The organism is Paenibacillus sp. J22FR5 (assembly GCF_059691975.1).
Genome location: NZ_JCAUAN010000033.1, coordinates 1 through 16137, shown reverse-complemented (window position 1 = coordinate 16137; position 16137 = coordinate 1). Strand labels below are relative to the sequence as shown.

Sequence of the window (16137 nt, the reverse complement as noted above, 5' to 3'; positions counted from 1 at the left end):
GAGTGACTATTCATGGAACAAACAATTAAACGTACTATTCGAGCAGCACACGGAACGAAGTTAACGGCAAAAGGCTGGCAGCAGGAAGCTGTCCTGCGTATGTTGATGAATAATCTAGACCCTGATGTAGCAGAACGTCCGGAAGATCTCGTCGTCTATGGCGGAATCGGCAAGGCTGCACGGAATTGGGAATCTTATGACAAGATCGTAGAATGTTTAACGAATTTGGAGGCGGATGAAACGCTGCTAGTACAATCCGGGAAACCGGTTGGGGTGTTCAGAACGCATTCTCATGCGCCGCGGGTTCTCATCTCCAACTCGGTTATTGTTCCGGCCTATGCCAATTGGGAGACTTTCCATGAACTCGATAAACAGGGACTTATGATGTATGGTCAAATGACAGCTGGCAGCTGGATTTATATCGGAACGCAAGGCATTTTACAAGGAACATATGAGACCTTCGCTGAGGCAGCTAGACAGCATTCGGGAGGCACTTTAAGAGGTACCCTGACATTAACGGCTGGACTTGGCGGTATGGGTGGCGCTCAACCTCTCGCTGTGACGATGAACGATGGCGTAGTTATCGGAGTAGACGTAGATCCAACTCGTATTCAACGAAGAATTGATACGCGTTATTGCGACGTCATGGTTTACGATCTGGATGAAGCGTTGAAGCTTGCGAACGAAGCGAAAGCTGAGGGCAAAGCGCTCGCTATTGGGCTAGTAGGAAACGCAGCAGAGGTGTTCGCGGAATTTGTAAATCGAGGAATTGTGCCTGATTTCGTTACCGATCAAACCTCGGCTCACGATCCGCTTAACGGCTATGTGCCGGTCGGCTATTCATTGGAAGCTGCGGCTGACTTGCGTAAAAACGATCCGACGCAGTATGTGAAGCTTTCCAAAAAGTCGATGGCTGCCCATGTGCAGGCGATGCTTGATCTTCAAAAACTTGGGTCAACTGTATTTGATTACGGCAACAATATCCGTCAAGTGGCTCTTGATGAAGGGGTTAAGGATGCCTTTAATTTCCCTGGATTTGTTCCGGCTTACATTCGTCCGCTCTTCTGCGAAGGGAAGGGACCGTTCCGTTGGGCAGCATTGTCTGGTAATCCAGAGGATATTTATAAAACGGATGAGCTTGCTTTGAAGCTATTCCCAGAAAATGCGCATCTGCGTAAATGGATCGAATTGGCCAGAGAAAAAGTCGCGTTTCAAGGTTTGCCTGCTCGTATTTGCTGGTTGGGTTACGGAGAACGTGCTAAGATGGGTCTGGCGATTAACGAAATGGTACGCAATGGAGAATTATCCGCGCCGATCGTTATCGGACGTGATCACCTGGATTGCGGTTCCGTAGCTTCGCCTAACCGTGAAACCGAGTCCATGAAGGACGGCAGCGATGTAGTTGGCGACTGGGCCATCTTGAATGCGCTTGTGAATACAGCATCCGGTGCGAGCTGGGTTTCCGTCCATCATGGCGGCGGCGTAGGCATGGGTTACTCCCTGCACGCAGGTATGGTTGTCGTTGCGGACGGTTCCAAAGAAGCGGATGAAAGATTAGCGCGCGTCTTGAACACGGACCCTGGAATGGGCGTCATCCGTCACGCCGATGCCGGCTATGACATTGCCATTCAAACGGCGAAGGAACGCGGCGTTCGCGTACCGATGATGGGTATCTAAAGTTTCTGAATATACAAAAGAATGAAGATAACTCGCAGCAAGCCCGATCGGGCTTGCTGTATTTCGAGGGGGAGAAACGATGGAGAACAATCGGATTGACCTGCTGATCCATAACATTGGTACGCTGATCACGATGCAAGGAACTCAGGAACCGCGCCGAGGCGATGAAATGTCAGAGGTTGCGGCGGTTCGCAGGGGAGCTGTGGCAATCACAGACGGTATCATTGTTGCAGTTGGAACGGAAGAAGTTGTTTTGGCTCAAATCGGTGAACGGCCGGTAACTCATAAATATGATGCAGAGGGTAAGCTTGTTACCCCTGGACTTATTGACCCTCATACGCATTTGGTTCACGGCGGCTCCCGTGAGAATGAATTAGCCTTAAAGCTGAAGGGAGCTTCTTATTTAGAAATTTTAGCTCAAGGCGGCGGGATTCTCAGCACAGTCCGTTCAACCCGTCAGGCTTCGGAAGAAGAGCTGTACGTAAAGGCTAAAAAAAGCTTGGATACGATGCTTTCATATGGGGTTACCACAGCAGAAGCCAAGAGCGGATATGGTCTAACTCTGGAGGATGAGCTTAAGCAGCTGCGGGTCACTCGCAAACTAAATCAGGAACATCCGGTTGATCTGGTGTCTACGTTCATGGGTGCTCATATGGTGCCGGAAGAATATAAGGGCCGGTCACAAGAATTCGTTCAGCTTATCATTGAAGAAATGCTCCCCGAAGTGAAACGTCAGGGACTTGCTGAATTTTGCGATGTGTTTTGTGAGCACGGCGTATTTTCCGTAGAAGAATCGGAGCAAATCCTGTTGGAGGCAAAAGTGATGGGCTTCGGATTGAAAATTCATGCGGACGAAATCGAGCCGATGGGCGGCGCGCAGCTAGCCGGGAAACTGGGTTGCACATCTGCCGAACATTTGATTGCCGCATCAGATGAAGGATTAGAAGCGATGCAGCGCGCTGGCGTCATTGCTGTCTGTCTGCCAGCTACCTCCTTTAATTTAAGGCTGAAGCATCACGCCCGTGCGCGTAGGATGATTGAAATAGGACTCCCTGTAGCATTGTCCACGGATTATAATCCGGGAAGTTCGCCAACGGAATCCATACAGCTTGTCATGACACTGGGCTGTCTGAACTTAGGGATGTCGCCGGAGGAAGTTCTGACGGGAGTGACTATTAATGCGGCTCACGCGATCGGAAAAGCGGATAAAATAGGCAGTTTGGAAGCGGGCAAACAGGCGGATTTGGTTATTTTCAATGCGGATAACTTGGCCTATCTGCCTTATCACTTTGGGATCAACCATGTTCATTCCGTATTCAAGCAAGGCAAAATGGTAGTTTCGGATGGCAAACGGATTCATTAAATGGTTACATTCTGTACGAAGACTCGAGGGGGATCATCATGGAAGCTCCGACGGAAGTAAAAGAGAAGCCTTTGCAAGCGGAAAGCTTGAATGTTTTGAGTAGAACGCAGCTTGTAATCCAAGCTGCTCTCGATAAAATGGGATGCGCGGAATCCTTATATGAATTGCTAAAGGAACCGCTTCGGTTGTTAACCGTACGCATTCCTGTGAAAATGGACGACGGTTCGGTAAAGGTCTTCACAGGGTACCGTGCGCAGCATAATGATGCGGTCGGACCGACCAAGGGTGGGATTCGCTTTCATCCTGGGGTCACCGAAGACGAAGTGAAGGCTCTTTCCATGTGGATGACCATTAAATGCGGTATTGCGGATCTACCTTATGGCGGAGGCAAAGGCGGGATCCAGTGCGATCCGCGCACGCTATCCTTCGGCGAGCTGGAACGATTAAGCCGTGGTTACGTAAGGGCAATCAGCCAACTTGTCGGGCCGACCAAGGATATTCCGGCGCCGGACGTGTTCACGAATTCACAAATCATGGCGTGGATGATGGATGAATACAGCCGGATTCGGGAATTCGATTCGCCAGGTTTTATTACCGGCAAGCCGCTCGTCTTGGGCGGATCGATTGGAAGAGAATCGTCTACCGCCATGGGCGTGGTGCTGTTGCTAAGAGAAGCGGCTCATGTCGCAGGGATTCCGATTGAGGGCGCGCGAGTCATTATCCAAGGCTTTGGCAATGCAGGCAGCTTTCTTGCTCAATTCCTTCACGAGGCTGGAGCTAAAGTGGTAGGCATTTCGGATGCTCAAGGGGCTCTTTACGATCCTGAAGGCTTGGACGTGCAGTATTTATTAGATCGACGGGATTCTTTCGGAACGGTGACGAATTTGTTCCCGAATGCGATCTCGAACCAAGAGCTGTTAATCCAAGATTGTGATATCTTAGTGCCGGCTGCGATTGAAAACCAGATCACAGAAGACAATGCGCATGACATAAAGGCGAAGATTTTGGTGGAAGCGGCCAACGGACCGACGACTTTGAAGGCTACTGAAATTTTGACCAATAAAGGCGTTTTGATCGTTCCAGACGTGCTTGCCAGCTCGGGCGGGGTAATTGTATCTTACTTTGAATGGGTCCAAAACAATCAAGGATATTATTGGAATGAAGAAGAAGTAAGTGAAAAGCTTCAACTAATATTGAAAAAATCGTTTTACAACGTCTATCAGTTATCCTTGGAGAAGCAAGTTGACATGAGATTGGCGGCCTATATTGTTGGTTTAAAGCGGATGGTCGAAGCCATAAAATGGCGCGGCTGGATCTAATGTATGCTCTGATCAAAATGTCTTGGAAGGTGATGAATCATGAACAATTTACGTGAAGATGCTCTTCACATGCATAAAAAGTATACCGGAAAGCTTGAGGTTATTGCCAAGGTTCCGGTAGGCACTGTCCGTGATTTGAGCCTTGCTTACTCTCCGGGAGTTGCAGAGCCTTGTAAAGAAATTTTTATTGAAGAAGATAAAGTATATGATTATACGATGAAAGGAAACCTGGTTGCCGTCGTTACGAATGGAACGGCTGTGCTCGGTTTGGGAAATATCGGTCCGCATGCAGCTTTGCCGGTGATGGAAGGAAAAGCTTTGCTTTTCAAAGTATTTGCCGGCGTCGATGCGATTCCGATCTGTTTAGATACCAAGGATAAAGAGAAAGTTATTGAGACGGTCAAGCAGCTTTCACCTTCATTCGGCGGAATTAATTTAGAAGACATCGCAGCCCCGGATTGTTTTGAAATTGAAGAGAGATTGAAAAAGGAATGCGCTATTCCTGTTTTCCATGATGACCAGCATGGTACAGCTATTGTCATTACGGCGGGATTAATCAATGCTCTCCAATTAGTCGGCAAAACGATGGACCAAATTCGTGTGGTTATTAATGGGGCAGGTGCAGCAGGCATAGCGGTCATGAAGCTTCTGGGCCATATGGGTGCTAAGGATATCATCGTATGCGATACGAAGGGGATTATCCATGAAGCAAGACAAGAAGGCATGAATCCATTCAAGCTGGAAATAGCACTGATGACGAATAAAGATAATCTAACAGGTAAGCTCGCTGATGCGGTGAGAGGCGCCGATGTTTTCATTGGTGTTTCTGCGGCTGGCGCGCTGACGAAAGAAATGGTCAGCTCCATGAATCGCGATTCCATCATATTTGCATTAGCGAACCCGGTGCCAGAGATTATGCCGGAGGAAGCGAAAGCCGCCGGAGCTGCGATCGTGGGCACAGGTCGCTCCGATTTCCCTAACCAAATCAACAACGTATTAGCGTTCCCGGGCATTTTTCGCGGCGTCCTGGATGTACGTGCCAGTGAGATTAATGAGGCAATGAAATTAGCCGCTGTGCACGCCATTGCCGGTTTGGTTCCTGCTCATAAGTTGAATCGGGACTATGTGATTCCACATTCGTTTGAGCCGATGATTGCACCGAATGTGGCTGCTGCCGTTGCTCAAGCAGCCATGGATACGGGGTGCGCAAGCGTATACGTGAATGCGGAGGAGGTTAAGGATAGAACAAAGAAACTGATCCGCAAAAACGATGCGGTAGGCTCGTATTTTTCTTGGTACGCTGATATGACAGAGAAAGTATAGGCGTTGTTCAGACTTCTACGTGGGACTTGGTATTTCAAGGTCCTTTTTTTCATTAGTCAGAGAATAAATTCAAGGAGATACTTACATGTCTTATTCGATCAAAGTCATTAAAAAGCAAATGCAAATAACGTCCGCTTGGTCAGGTGGAACGACAACGCAGCTAGCTATATATCCTGAGCACGCGGAGTATAATAAACGAAATTTTCTATGGAGAATCAGCACGGCCAGCATTGAAGATGAGCAGTCATTGTTTACATGCCTTCCTGAGTTTTGGAGAAAGCTTATGATTGTAGAGGGAGAGGTGATTCTCGAATATGAAGGATCAAATCAGGTACGGTTAAAGCCCTACGAGCAGGAGAGCTTCAGCGGAGGATGGGTCACCCGGAGTATGGGGAAAGCAACAGACTTCAATCTCATCACAGCGGCGGGATGCCGGGGAGAATTAGAAGCTTTTTTTATCAAAGAAGGAAGTTCTCATGAGATCAATTGTCAAACGGATAATGTGGAATTTCCATTAGTGACAGAAGCTTTTTATTGTACAGACGGCCGAGTAAGCGTTCATATAAATGAAGTTCAGTGTTTCTGGTTAGAGAAAGGAGACTTCTGCGTATTCTCATGCCGAGCTTCATTGGACAAGGTGAATATTAGAATTAGCCATATTGGTAATGAATCGGAAGCATATGTCATTCGAGCCAGTATTGCAAGTTGAATTTTTTCGGAGGAAGTGATGAAAGGATGAACTATGACGTAATCATTGTAGGTGCCGGTTCGATGGGGATGGCTGCAGGCTATTATTTGACTCTTGCAGGGAAAAGCGTTTTGCTATTGGATTCATTTAACCCTCCGCACGATCGTGGGGCTCATCATGGTGACACCCGTATTATCCGGCATGCCTATGGAGAAGGGACGAGCTATGTCCCGTTAGCCCTCAGAGCCCAAAAGCTTTGGTTCGATCTGGAGCGTGAGTCGGGTAGAAAACTGTTCTACCAAACCGGAGTACTGAATGTAGGCACTCGTGATTCTACCTTTTTACAACAAGTTGTTTCTAGCTCGGAAGCCTATTCACTACCGCTACAAACAGTGGATTCCAGTAAAATTCATACGATATGGCCTGGGATTTCGCTCCCAGAAGACTATGTGGGCTGCTTCGAATCGGAATCAGGTGTGCTTAAGAGCGAGGAATGCATTCGTGCTTATCGGGAGCAGTTAGAGCTTCATCAAGTTAACATCGTAACAAATACATCTGTACGGGGGTTGTCAATCGATTCAGCCGGGGTGAAGATCCAAACCGCCGATGAAAGTTATCAAGGACGCGCCCTAATCGTTACAGCAGGGGCTTGGTCTTCCAAGCTGCTTTCTCTGATGAATATTCATCCTCCACTTGTAACGAAAAGAAAAACGTTTGCCTGGTTTGAAGCAGATGACTTTTTATTCGGAGAGGAACGATTTCCGGCGTTTACGTTCGAAACCTCCTTGGGACATTATTACGGTTTTCCCAGCATGGAAGGCACTGGTCTTAAGGTAGGACGACATGATGGGGGACTTCGGATCAATCCGGATGAAGCCATTCCCGAGTTTGGGGTATTTCAGGAGGATGAAGAAGACGTAAGGATGTTTTTAAACCGGTTTATGCCTCTCGCCAATACGAAATTGCTCAAAGGAAAAACCTGCACGTATACACTCACTCCCGATGAAAATTTCATTATAGATGCACATCCAGAGTATCCGCATATCGCCTTTGCTGCTGGATTTTCCGGACACGGGTTTAAATTCAGCAGTGTAGTCGGCGAAATCTTATGCCAGCTTATTACGACTGGCAGAAGCGAGCATGACATTTCGTTATTTTCAATGAATCGCTTCAAGACCGGTGAATTGTCTTAGTTAGAAGGATGAGTAGAATGTGCAACGATCGCTGTTCACGGGACTCATTCGGATCCAATTAGGCATGACTACTTATGACTCGAACTACAAAGAGCTGTAATGTTTGGATAACACAACGAAGGGAATTGGTGAGGATGGAAGCCAAGTTGCAGCAGTTACAAATAGGTATGGTAAGTAACAATTTGCCTGTATCTCAGCTGGTCGAAATTGCATTACAACGGAAGGAAGGGGTTCTTGCTTCCTCAGGAGCCTTACAAGTAAACACAGGAAAATATACCGGACGTTCCCCCAAAGACAAGTTCATTGTCCAAGAGCCTTCCGTCATGGATCACATAGATTGGGGGGCTGTGAATCAACCCATCTCACAGCTTCAGTTCGAGCGGCTCTACCAAAAAGCGCAAGACTATATGTCGGATAAGGATTTGTTCGTATTCGATGGCTATGCCGGAGCGGATTCGGAGTATAGGTTACCCATTCGCATCGTGAATGAATATGCGTGGCATAATTTATTTGTACGGCAGCTTTTTGTTCGTCCGACACAGGAAGAATTGCAAACCCATAGTGCGGAGTTCACCGTGATCGCACTGCCGGGCTTAAAAGCTGATCCGGAAGTGGATGGAACACGCTCTGAGACGTTTATCTGCCTTTCCTTTGAAAGGAAATTGGTTCTCATCGGAGGGACTGAGTATGCAGGAGAGATGAAAAAATCGATTTTTAGCGTTCTGAATTATTTGCTCCCTTTCCGGGACATTTTTCCGATGCATTGTTCAGCTAATGTGGGCGAGAAAGACGATGTTGCTTTATTCTTCGGGTTATCCGGAACAGGAAAAACGACGCTTTCCGCTGATACAAACCGCCGCTTGATTGGGGACGATGAACATGGTTGGACCGATCAAGGGGTCTATAACTTTGAAGGCGGATGTTATGCCAAGTGTGCCAATCTCTCCGAAGAAAAGGAACCTCAAATTTGGCAGGCTATTCGTTATGGTTCGGTTTTAGAAAATGTCGTTCTGGATCCAGAGACAGGCAGAGCGGATTATAACGATACTCGGACGACAGAAAATACGCGAGCTGCTTATCCAATCGATTTAATTCCTGGTGCAGTCATCCCAGGGAAGGCGGGTCATCCGAACGTCATCATTTTCCTAACAGCTGATGCTTTCGGCGTGCTGCCTCCTATTTCGAAGCTGACGAAGGAACAGGCGATGTATCACTTTTTGTCAGGATATACATCGAAGCTGGCAGGTACCGAAAGAGGAGTAACGGAACCGGAGGCGACATTTTCCACTTGCTTTGGGGCGCCTTTCCTTCCGCTCCATCCAACTGTGTACGCAAGGCAATTGGGAAATAAAATTGAGGAGCACCAAGTTAAAGTTTATTTGGTTAATACAGGGTGGACCGGCGGTCCCTACGGTTTAGGAAAGAGGATGAACTTAACTTTCACCCGTGCGATGGTAACTGCTGCTTTGAATGGAAGTATCGAGCAAGCGACGTTTACTGCCGATCCGATCTTTGGTGTGCTCTGTCCCGATTTCGTAGAGGGTGTTCCAAGCAATGTTCTTGTTCCCCGTCATACTTGGCAGGATCAAAAAGCGTATGAGAAGGCTGCTTGGGAGTTGGCTGAACGGTTTACTCGCAACTTCGAGAAATTTTCCGATATGGAAAAAGAAATTATTACTGCTGGTCCAAGTAAAAGGGATTGAACTTACAAATTTATTTGTAATTCAGCCTTTTTGATCAAAGAGTCCACTTCAACACATTATTTATAAGTTATTTTTACGAAAAAACCAGCAAACCCTTGAGTTTTCCGGTTTCTTACACTGGTATCTACTAATAGAATAAGTTGGAAGACAATAAAATTTTGAAGTATTTAGGCGTTCACTATTTAAGGTGAACGCTTATTATTTTTGGCATCCGGGAGGAGGATGCTATACAAGATTAACGATCACTGTCTTAATAGAATCCATTTTTTCTAGAGTTTTAAAATAGCTACTTTAAAGTCTTGGAACGAAGGCAAGACGTTGACGGTGGTGACATTACAGAAGTCTGAGGATGAAATTTTCACTAAAAACATAAAGCGGCAGCCTGGGACTTCAATTTCTCGTTCAGGAATGCCTCTCTTAATTATTGTAAGTCGGTCAATATGAATTTTCCAAGGAAATTTACGTTGCTTCGTGTTCACAACCTCAAAAAATTCGACAATACAGGAGAAGATCTAGAAGATTTAATTTCGATAGGGACGATCGGCCTGATCAAAGCTATCGAATCCTTCTCCCCAAACAAAGGGACAAAGCTGGCGACTTTTGCTGCACGTTGTATTGAAAATGAGATCCTGATGCATCTGCGCTCCTTGAAGAAAACGCGGAAAGATGTGTCCTTGCATGACCCAATTGGGACGGATAAAGAGGGGAACGAGATTACGTTGATCGACATTCTCGGCAGCGAGGCGGACGATGTGGTGGATGCGGTGCAGTTGAAAATCGAGAAGAGCAAAATCTATCGGAATTTGGAAATATTGGACGATCGGGAGAAGGAAGTCGTCGTTGGCCGGTTTGGGCTGGAGCTCGGCGGGGAGGAGCGGACGCAGCGGGAGATTGCGAAGGAGCTGGGGATTTCGCGGTCGTATGTGTCGCGGATTGAGAAGCGAGCGCTCATGAAGCTCTATCATGAGTTTTATAAGGCGAAGCGGTAAGGTCGACGAGTTGATGAATCGCAGACTTCATTTATTTGGCATCGAATAGTGGGGGGCGAAGAAAATGACAGCCTTAATCCAAATTGAGAATGTTAGTAAATTTTACTATATGGGTGGCGAAACCATTCGGGCGTTGGATGACATTTCGCTGGATATCGCGCAGGGCGAATTTGTCGCAATTATGGGACCATCGGGTTCTGGCAAGTCCACGTTGATGAACATCATCGGTTGTTTGGATGTATCAGACGAAGGCTTGTATGTCCTAGATGGGAAGCAGATACACTCCCTCAAGGATTCACAGCTGGCCGAGATTCGGAATCGGAAGATCGGATTTGTTTTTCAGAGCTTTAACTTGTTGCCGAGATTAAGTGCATATGAGAACGTGGAATTGCCATTGATTTATCGCGGTATGACGAGAAAGCAGCGAGAGCCGCTTGTCTTGCAAGCGTTGGAGGCGGTGGATTTGCTGGATCGCAGAAAGCACTTCCCTTCCGAACTTTCCGGTGGGCAGCAGCAACGTGTTGCGATTGCGCGAACATTAGCGGGTGATCCTCCAATTATTTTGGCGGATGAACCAACGGGGGCGCTGGACTCGAAGACCGGTGTTGAGATCATGGATATATTCAGACGGTTGAATGAGCAGGGCAGGACGATTATTGTGATTACGCATGACCGACAGGTTGCGGAGCAGGCGAAGCGGATTGTTAGGTTCCGGGATGGGAAATTAGTGCAATAAATTGTGATGGAGTGTATAGTAACTGAATGTTAGCCTTACGATAATTCGTAGAGCTTTTTGATGTGAAATGATGCGAGATAAAGCTATTTATTCGGGAGGTTGTGGTGCAAAGCTCTAATTCATGATAACGTAATTGATATTGAAGTCATGGGATGGAGCAACTTGCTTTGGAAACGAAATTGGATATATTTATATGGAAGCAATATGAATCTGCAATCATTTTACTAACGGTGAGATGGTATTTGAAATATAGTTTAAGTTATCGAGATATAGTTGAAATGATGAGTGATCGAGGATTAAGGATTTCCCATACGACGATCATGAGATGAGTGCATGAATTTGGACCCGAAATTGACAAACGAATCCGCCCTTTTTTGAAGCCTACAAACGACTCGTGGAGGACTGACGAAACCTACATCAAAGTTAAAGGTCAGTGGAAGTATTTATACAGAGCCGTTGATTCTATGGGAAAAACCATTGATTTTATGTTATCTGAAAATCGGGATATGCAGGCAGCTAAGCGCTTCTTTACAAAGGCTTTGTCCTCTCCACATACTCAAATCCCACGTGTAATCACCTTGGATAAAAATCCAGCCTATCCACCTGCCATTCAAGAATTAATAAATGAGAAATCCTTAGCAAAAGAAACCTTGATTAGACAGACAAAGTATCTAAACAACATTGTGGAGCAAGATCACCGGTTCATAAAGAAAATCACAAAACCAAATCTCGGTTTCAAATCGTTTCTTACAGCGGATCAGACGCTAAAGGGAATTGAGGCATTACATATGATAAGGAAAGGGCAGGCCGATGATAATTCGACTGTCCTCACTGCTGTTGAATGGCTAAATAAGATATTTGGTTTAGTGGCATAGACAAAGTATAGTTTGTCGGGTAACTGCAAACTTTTTTAAATCCTTGCACCAGAACCGATGTTCCCCTATTTGGGCGGAGCCATGTGTGAGAGGGGACAGCGTAAAGACGCGGATATTTTAAAAGAGGAGTTAGGACTGAATTTTGTTCACTCCTCTCATTATCCAGCGGATCCCTCGTTCCTCGATCGCTGTGATGAGATTGGCTTGCTCGTCTTCGAGGAACTGCCAGGCTGGCAATATATTGGCGATGCGGATTGGAAGAACAAGGCGCTGTATCAGCTAGAAGAAATGATCGTGCGTGATCGCAATCACCCTTCGATCTTCTTGTGGGGCGTTCGTATCAATGAGTCTGAGGACGACACCGAGTTCTATTTGCGGACGAATGCGCTTGCTCACAAGTTGGATCCATCAAGGGCTACCGGTGGCGTGCGCGCCATACATGGCAGCGAGTTTCTGGAAGATGTGTTTACGTACAACGATTTCACGCGCAATCGGGAAGGGAAGATCCTGCAGCCAAACCATTCGCCTTATCTCATTACCGAATATATGGGGCATATGTATCCGACGAAGTCGTATGACAGTGTGGAACGGCAAATCAAGCATGCCCTAGGTCATGCTCATATTCAGAATGGGCAATATGGCGTGCCTCATGTTGCGGGGGCAGCTGGTTGGTGCGCGTTCGACTATAATACGCATCAGGATTTCGGCTCCGGCGATCGGATTTGCTATCATGGCGTCTGTGATATTTTCCGATTGCCGAAGTTTGCTGGACATTTTTACCGCAGTCAGCAGGAGCCTAACAAGCAGCCTGTCTTGTTTATTGCCCGTTATTTGATCCCGTCCTTTAATGAGGATTTTCGGGATGTCGTTCCTGTTTTCACGAATTGTGAAGAAGCGGACTTATTTATTAATGGGGTTAAGATTGCCTCAGAGCGCCCTGACTATGTGAATTACCCTAGCTTGCCCCATCCGCCGATTATGTTCACAGGCTGCAGTTGGTGGGAGTGGGGTTCGAGTCTGCTAATGAGTCTCAAGGTTGTTGGCAAAATCGGCGGTGCCGTAGTAGCCGAACATGAGCTGTTTCCGGTGGGTATTCCACATCACTTGGTCCTGCAGGCGAATGTTCTTGAGCTTATCGCAGACGGTGCAGATTGCACCCGAGTGGTAATTGCTTTGCAGGACAGCAAGGGTCAGACGCTGCAACTTGCTCATCATGCGGTTTCATTCCATATCGAGGGTCCAGCGAGATTGATTGGTGAGAATCCCTTCAGCTTGGAAGCTGGTAGAGGCGCAGTGTATATTCAGGCAACCAGAACGCCAGGAACAATTCGCTGCATAGCGATGGTGAAGGGGGGGATGACTGCTGAGGTGGTAATTCGATCGGGGGCGCTGCAAGCGCAAATCGTTCCTGTTCCACAGCGAAAAATTTATTAATGAATTCAACTGCAGAGAGGGCAGACGAATGGTAGTTACATTCGACCTGCCCTTTCCGATTGATTGTGTGGTGAAGCGCCCGAAAGGAATCATTATTCGACTTCAAATAGGGACAAATTCGCTTGTCTTTTCCGGTTCAAACTCATGAACCCATCGCATGATCGTTGTATGAGCGATATGTAAGCCCCGTTCTTCCAACATCGAAAGAGCTGCTGGGCATTGTGAACAGGATTTACGTTGCTTTGTGTCCACAACCTCAAAAAATTCGACAATACAGGAGAAGATTTGGAAGATTTGATATCGATAGGGACGATCGGCTTGATCAAAGCTATCGAATCCTTCTCCCCAAACAAAGGGACAAAGCTGGCGACTTTTGCGGCACGATGTATCGAGAATGAGATTCTGATGCATCTGCGCTCCTTAAAGAAAACGCGGAAAGATGTGTCCTTGCATGATCCCATTGGAACGGACAAAGAGGGGAACGAAATTACGCTCATCGACATTCTCGGCAGCGAGGCGGACGATGTGGTGGATGCGGTTCAGCTGAAGATTGAGAAGTCGAAGATTTACAGAAATTTGGAAATTTTAGACGATCGGGAGAAGGAAGTTGTCGTTGGTCGGTTTGGTTTGGAGCTTGGCGGCGAAGAGCGGACGCAGAGGGAGATTGCGAAAGAGCTGGGTATTTCGCGTTCGTATGTGTCGCGTATTGAGAAACGGGCGTTGATGAAGCTTTATCATGAATTTTATAAGGCGAAGCGGTAAGAGAAGGTAAAAGAATTGAATCGTATTCTTCATTTATTTGGCTTCAAATAATGGGGGGCGAAGACAATGACAGCCTTAATTCAAATTGAGCATGTTAGCAAATTTTATTACATGGGCGGGGAGACAATCCGCGCCCTAGACGACATTTCATTAGACATCGTGCAGGGGGAGTTTGTCGCTATCATGGGGCCATCGGGCTCCGGAAAGTCCACGCTGATGAATATCATCGGCTGTTTGGACGTTTCGGATGAAGGTCTGTATGTGCTCGATGGGAAGCAGATTCACGGCATGAAGGATTCGCAACTGGCCGAGATTCGGAATCAGAAGATCGGCTTTGTTTTTCAGAGTTTCAACCTGTTGCCAAGGTTAAGTGCTTATGAGAATGTGGAGTTACCGTTGATTTATCGGGGATTGTCAAGAAAACAGCGGGAGCCGCTGGTCTTACAGGCGTTGGAAGCGGTTGATCTGCTGGATCGTCGGAAGCATTTCCCTTCGGAGCTGTCTGGCGGGCAGCAGCAACGTGTGGCGATTGCAAGGACGCTGGCTGGTGATCCGCCGATTATTTTAGCGGATGAGCCTACTGGGGCGTTGGATTCGAAGACAGGCGTGGAGATTATGGATATTTTCAGGCGACTAAATGAGCAGGGACGGACGATTATTGTGATTACACATGATCGGCAGGTTGCGGAGCAGGCGAAGCGGGTTGTGCGGTTTAGGGATGGACGGCTGGTGCATTGAGTACGGAATGCATTAGTGAAATTTAAACATCAAAATTGATATTACACTTTAAACCCGTTCAAATTGCGCGGGTTTATTCTTGATGCATAAATGTATCATACGAAAAAGTCAGGTGAAAATCGTGTGATGATCTTCATTAATTAAGGAAAATAAAGATCATTAGTGGTGATCAAGGAAAATAAAGATCGTTAGTGGAAAATAAAGTTCGTTAGTGGGTGTTCACTTTTGTGAACACCCACTTTTTTAGTGTGCCACGCATGGCGATTAACTAGGTGGTGAAAGTCCACTGTGGGGGTTTGTAGTTACCAACCACTAGCCAAGAGCAAGGGTGTCCATCGTGAGATGGAATCTGAAGGAAGCTGGAGGCAAAATTCCGACCCGAGGAACACGAATATCATCAGGCATTGGACATGGGATGAGTCTGCTAAACAAGACGAAGTCCAATCAACTACACAGACATACCAATGTAAATGATGCGGGTGCATGGAAGGAAAGTGAATCGTCTTACCGTGGGAGATCTCATGGACGTGTAGAGATAAATTTCGAACCACGGTTGAAATAAGATTTATCATGAGAAGTCAGCAGAAGCCATAGTACTCGTTGAAGTCGACAACATCGAGGAAGGGCCGAACCTTAGGAGGTGTTAGTCAATGAAAGTTACCAATACAGGAATAAAGTGCAGCCAACTTCCAAAGGAAGACTCCATGCGGAAAGATAGTGCGGAACACGAAGGATATGCGGGAGAGCACGATCCTGAGAGGATAGCTGAAACGGGCGACACCAACGCAAGCAAGTCGAGGAATGGAATGCTTGAGGAAATTGTGGGCAGAGACAACATGAACCAAGCGTTCAAGAAGGTCAAAGCGAACAAAGGCGCTCACGGGATTGACGGGATGAAAGTAGATGAACTTCTACAATATCTCAAAGAAAACGGAGAACCCCTCAGGCAATCGATTCTGGACGGAACATATCGTCCGAGTCCCGTTCGAAGGGTAGAAATACCGAAGGAGAACGGAAAGAAAAGAAACCTGGGAATTCCAACCGTCGTTGACCGAGTCGTTCAACAAGCAATAGCACAGGTGCTCATGCCGATCTATGAGAAACAGTTCTCAGAGAACAGTTTTGGCTTCCGTCCGAGGCGAAGTGCACACGATGCCATGAGGAAAAGTCAAAGCAATGTAGCGGCAGGGTACAAGTATGTGGTGGACATGGACTTGGAGAGGTATTTCGGTGCGCCTAGGTAAGCTGGGTGCTTTCAGTGGGTGTAATTCCCACCCGGGCAAAGGGAAAAGCCGCCCTACCCGGAATCGAGTCTTGAACACGTAAAGGTAACGATA

Annotated in this window: 14 protein-coding genes and 1 pseudogene; all 15 read left to right on the top strand. The window is 46.8% G+C overall.

Going from position 1 to position 16137, the window contains the following annotated elements; translation table 11 throughout:
* The first annotated feature begins 12 nt into the window (after nucleotides 1–12).
* The 15 genes and pseudogenes from hutU (at nucleotide 13) to AC58P7_RS27750 (ending at nucleotide 16044) form a co-directional block, all read left to right on the top strand.
* On the top strand, nucleotides 13–1677 hold the full coding sequence (gene hutU, locus AC58P7_RS27820) for a urocanate hydratase (protein WP_497348825.1): 1665 nt from the start codon (nucleotides 13–15) through the stop codon (nucleotides 1675–1677).
* Between the two features lie 79 nt (nucleotides 1678–1756).
* A complete protein-coding gene (hutI, locus tag AC58P7_RS27815) occupies nucleotides 1757–3040 on the top strand; it encodes an imidazolonepropionase (RefSeq protein ID WP_497348823.1) in 1284 nt (427 codons plus the stop codon).
* 38 nt (nucleotides 3041–3078) lie between these two features.
* Entirely contained in the window at nucleotides 3079–4359 is a 1281-nt protein-coding gene (locus AC58P7_RS27810) for a Glu/Leu/Phe/Val family dehydrogenase (protein WP_497348821.1), read from the top strand.
* 39 nt (nucleotides 4360–4398) lie between these two features.
* Nucleotides 4399–5682: an NAD(P)-dependent malic enzyme gene (locus tag AC58P7_RS27805; protein WP_497348819.1), complete on the top strand. Its 1284-nt coding sequence runs from the start codon at nucleotides 4399–4401 to the stop codon at nucleotides 5680–5682.
* Between the two features lie 85 nt (nucleotides 5683–5767).
* A complete protein-coding gene (locus AC58P7_RS27800; protein ID WP_497348817.1) occupies nucleotides 5768–6391 on the top strand; it encodes a HutD/Ves family protein in 624 nt (207 codons plus the stop codon).
* 26 nt (nucleotides 6392–6417) lie between these two features.
* Nucleotides 6418–7563 (top strand): N-methyl-L-tryptophan oxidase, encoded by a 1146-nt coding sequence (solA, locus tag AC58P7_RS27795; protein WP_497348815.1) that lies wholly within the window; start codon nucleotides 6418–6420, stop codon nucleotides 7561–7563.
* 134 nt (nucleotides 7564–7697) lie between these two features.
* Nucleotides 7698–9266 (top strand): phosphoenolpyruvate carboxykinase (ATP), encoded by a 1569-nt coding sequence (gene pckA, locus AC58P7_RS27790; protein WP_497348813.1) that lies wholly within the window; start codon nucleotides 7698–7700, stop codon nucleotides 9264–9266.
* Between the two features lie 440 nt (nucleotides 9267–9706).
* Nucleotides 9707–10255: an RNA polymerase sporulation sigma factor SigK gene (gene sigK / locus AC58P7_RS27785; RefSeq protein WP_497348811.1), complete on the top strand. Its 549-nt coding sequence runs from the start codon at nucleotides 9707–9709 to the stop codon at nucleotides 10253–10255.
* 64 nt (nucleotides 10256–10319) lie between these two features.
* Nucleotides 10320–10991 (top strand): ABC transporter ATP-binding protein, encoded by a 672-nt coding sequence (locus tag AC58P7_RS27780; protein ID WP_497346998.1) that lies wholly within the window; start codon nucleotides 10320–10322, stop codon nucleotides 10989–10991.
* Nucleotides 10992–11143: 152 nt separating this feature from the next.
* Nucleotides 11144–11866: pseudogene (locus tag AC58P7_RS27775) on the top strand (IS6 family transposase).
* An 81-nt stretch (nucleotides 11867–11947) separates the two neighbouring features.
* On the top strand, nucleotides 11948–13300 hold the full coding sequence (locus AC58P7_RS27770) for a glycoside hydrolase family 2 TIM barrel-domain containing protein (RefSeq protein WP_497348810.1): 1353 nt from the start codon (nucleotides 11948–11950) through the stop codon (nucleotides 13298–13300).
* Between the two features lie 237 nt (nucleotides 13301–13537).
* A complete protein-coding gene (gene sigK, locus AC58P7_RS27765) occupies nucleotides 13538–14062 on the top strand; it encodes an RNA polymerase sporulation sigma factor SigK (protein ID WP_497348808.1) in 525 nt (174 codons plus the stop codon).
* A gap of 66 nt (nucleotides 14063–14128) precedes the next feature.
* Nucleotides 14129–14800, top strand: a complete 672-nt coding sequence (locus tag AC58P7_RS27760; RefSeq protein ID WP_497348806.1) for an ABC transporter ATP-binding protein — start codon at nucleotides 14129–14131, stop codon at nucleotides 14798–14800.
* A 337-nt stretch (nucleotides 14801–15137) separates the two neighbouring features.
* The gene (locus AC58P7_RS27755) at nucleotides 15138–15362 is read left to right on the top strand and encodes a hypothetical protein (protein ID WP_497348805.1); all 225 of its coding nucleotides are present in this window, start codon (nucleotides 15138–15140) and stop codon (nucleotides 15360–15362) included.
* Nucleotides 15363–15450: 88 nt separating this feature from the next.
* On the top strand, nucleotides 15451–16044 hold the full coding sequence (locus tag AC58P7_RS27750; RefSeq protein WP_497348803.1) for a reverse transcriptase domain-containing protein: 594 nt from the start codon (nucleotides 15451–15453) through the stop codon (nucleotides 16042–16044).
* Nucleotides 16045–16137: the final 93 nt, after the last annotated feature.

Excerpts from the sequence above, each read along its gene's own strand:
- AC58P7_RS27805 (WP_497348819.1), top strand. The coding sequence starts at position 4,399 with ATGAACAATTTACGTGAAGATGCTCTTCACATGCATAAAAAGTATACC.
- AC58P7_RS27780 (WP_497346998.1), top strand. The coding sequence starts at position 10,320 with ATGACAGCCTTAATCCAAATTGAGAATGTTAGTAAATTTTACTATATG.
- pckA (WP_497348813.1), top strand. The coding sequence starts at position 7,698 with ATGGAAGCCAAGTTGCAGCAGTTACAAATAGGTATGGTAAGTAACAAT.
- AC58P7_RS27810 (WP_497348821.1), top strand. The coding sequence starts at position 3,079 with ATGGAAGCTCCGACGGAAGTAAAAGAGAAGCCTTTGCAAGCGGAAAGC.
- solA (WP_497348815.1), top strand. The coding sequence starts at position 6,418 with ATGAACTATGACGTAATCATTGTAGGTGCCGGTTCGATGGGGATGGCT.
- sigK (WP_497348811.1), top strand. The coding sequence starts at position 9,707 with ATGAATTTTCCAAGGAAATTTACGTTGCTTCGTGTTCACAACCTCAAA.
- hutI (WP_497348823.1), top strand. The coding sequence starts at position 1,757 with ATGGAGAACAATCGGATTGACCTGCTGATCCATAACATTGGTACGCTG.
- AC58P7_RS27760 (WP_497348806.1), top strand. The coding sequence starts at position 14,129 with ATGACAGCCTTAATTCAAATTGAGCATGTTAGCAAATTTTATTACATG.
- AC58P7_RS27750 (WP_497348803.1), top strand. The coding sequence starts at position 15,451 with ATGAAAGTTACCAATACAGGAATAAAGTGCAGCCAACTTCCAAAGGAA.
- AC58P7_RS27800 (WP_497348817.1), top strand. The coding sequence starts at position 5,768 with ATGTCTTATTCGATCAAAGTCATTAAAAAGCAAATGCAAATAACGTCC.
- AC58P7_RS27770 (WP_497348810.1), top strand. The coding sequence starts at position 11,948 with ATGTGTGAGAGGGGACAGCGTAAAGACGCGGATATTTTAAAAGAGGAG.
- hutU (WP_497348825.1), top strand. The coding sequence starts at position 13 with ATGGAACAAACAATTAAACGTACTATTCGAGCAGCACACGGAACGAAG.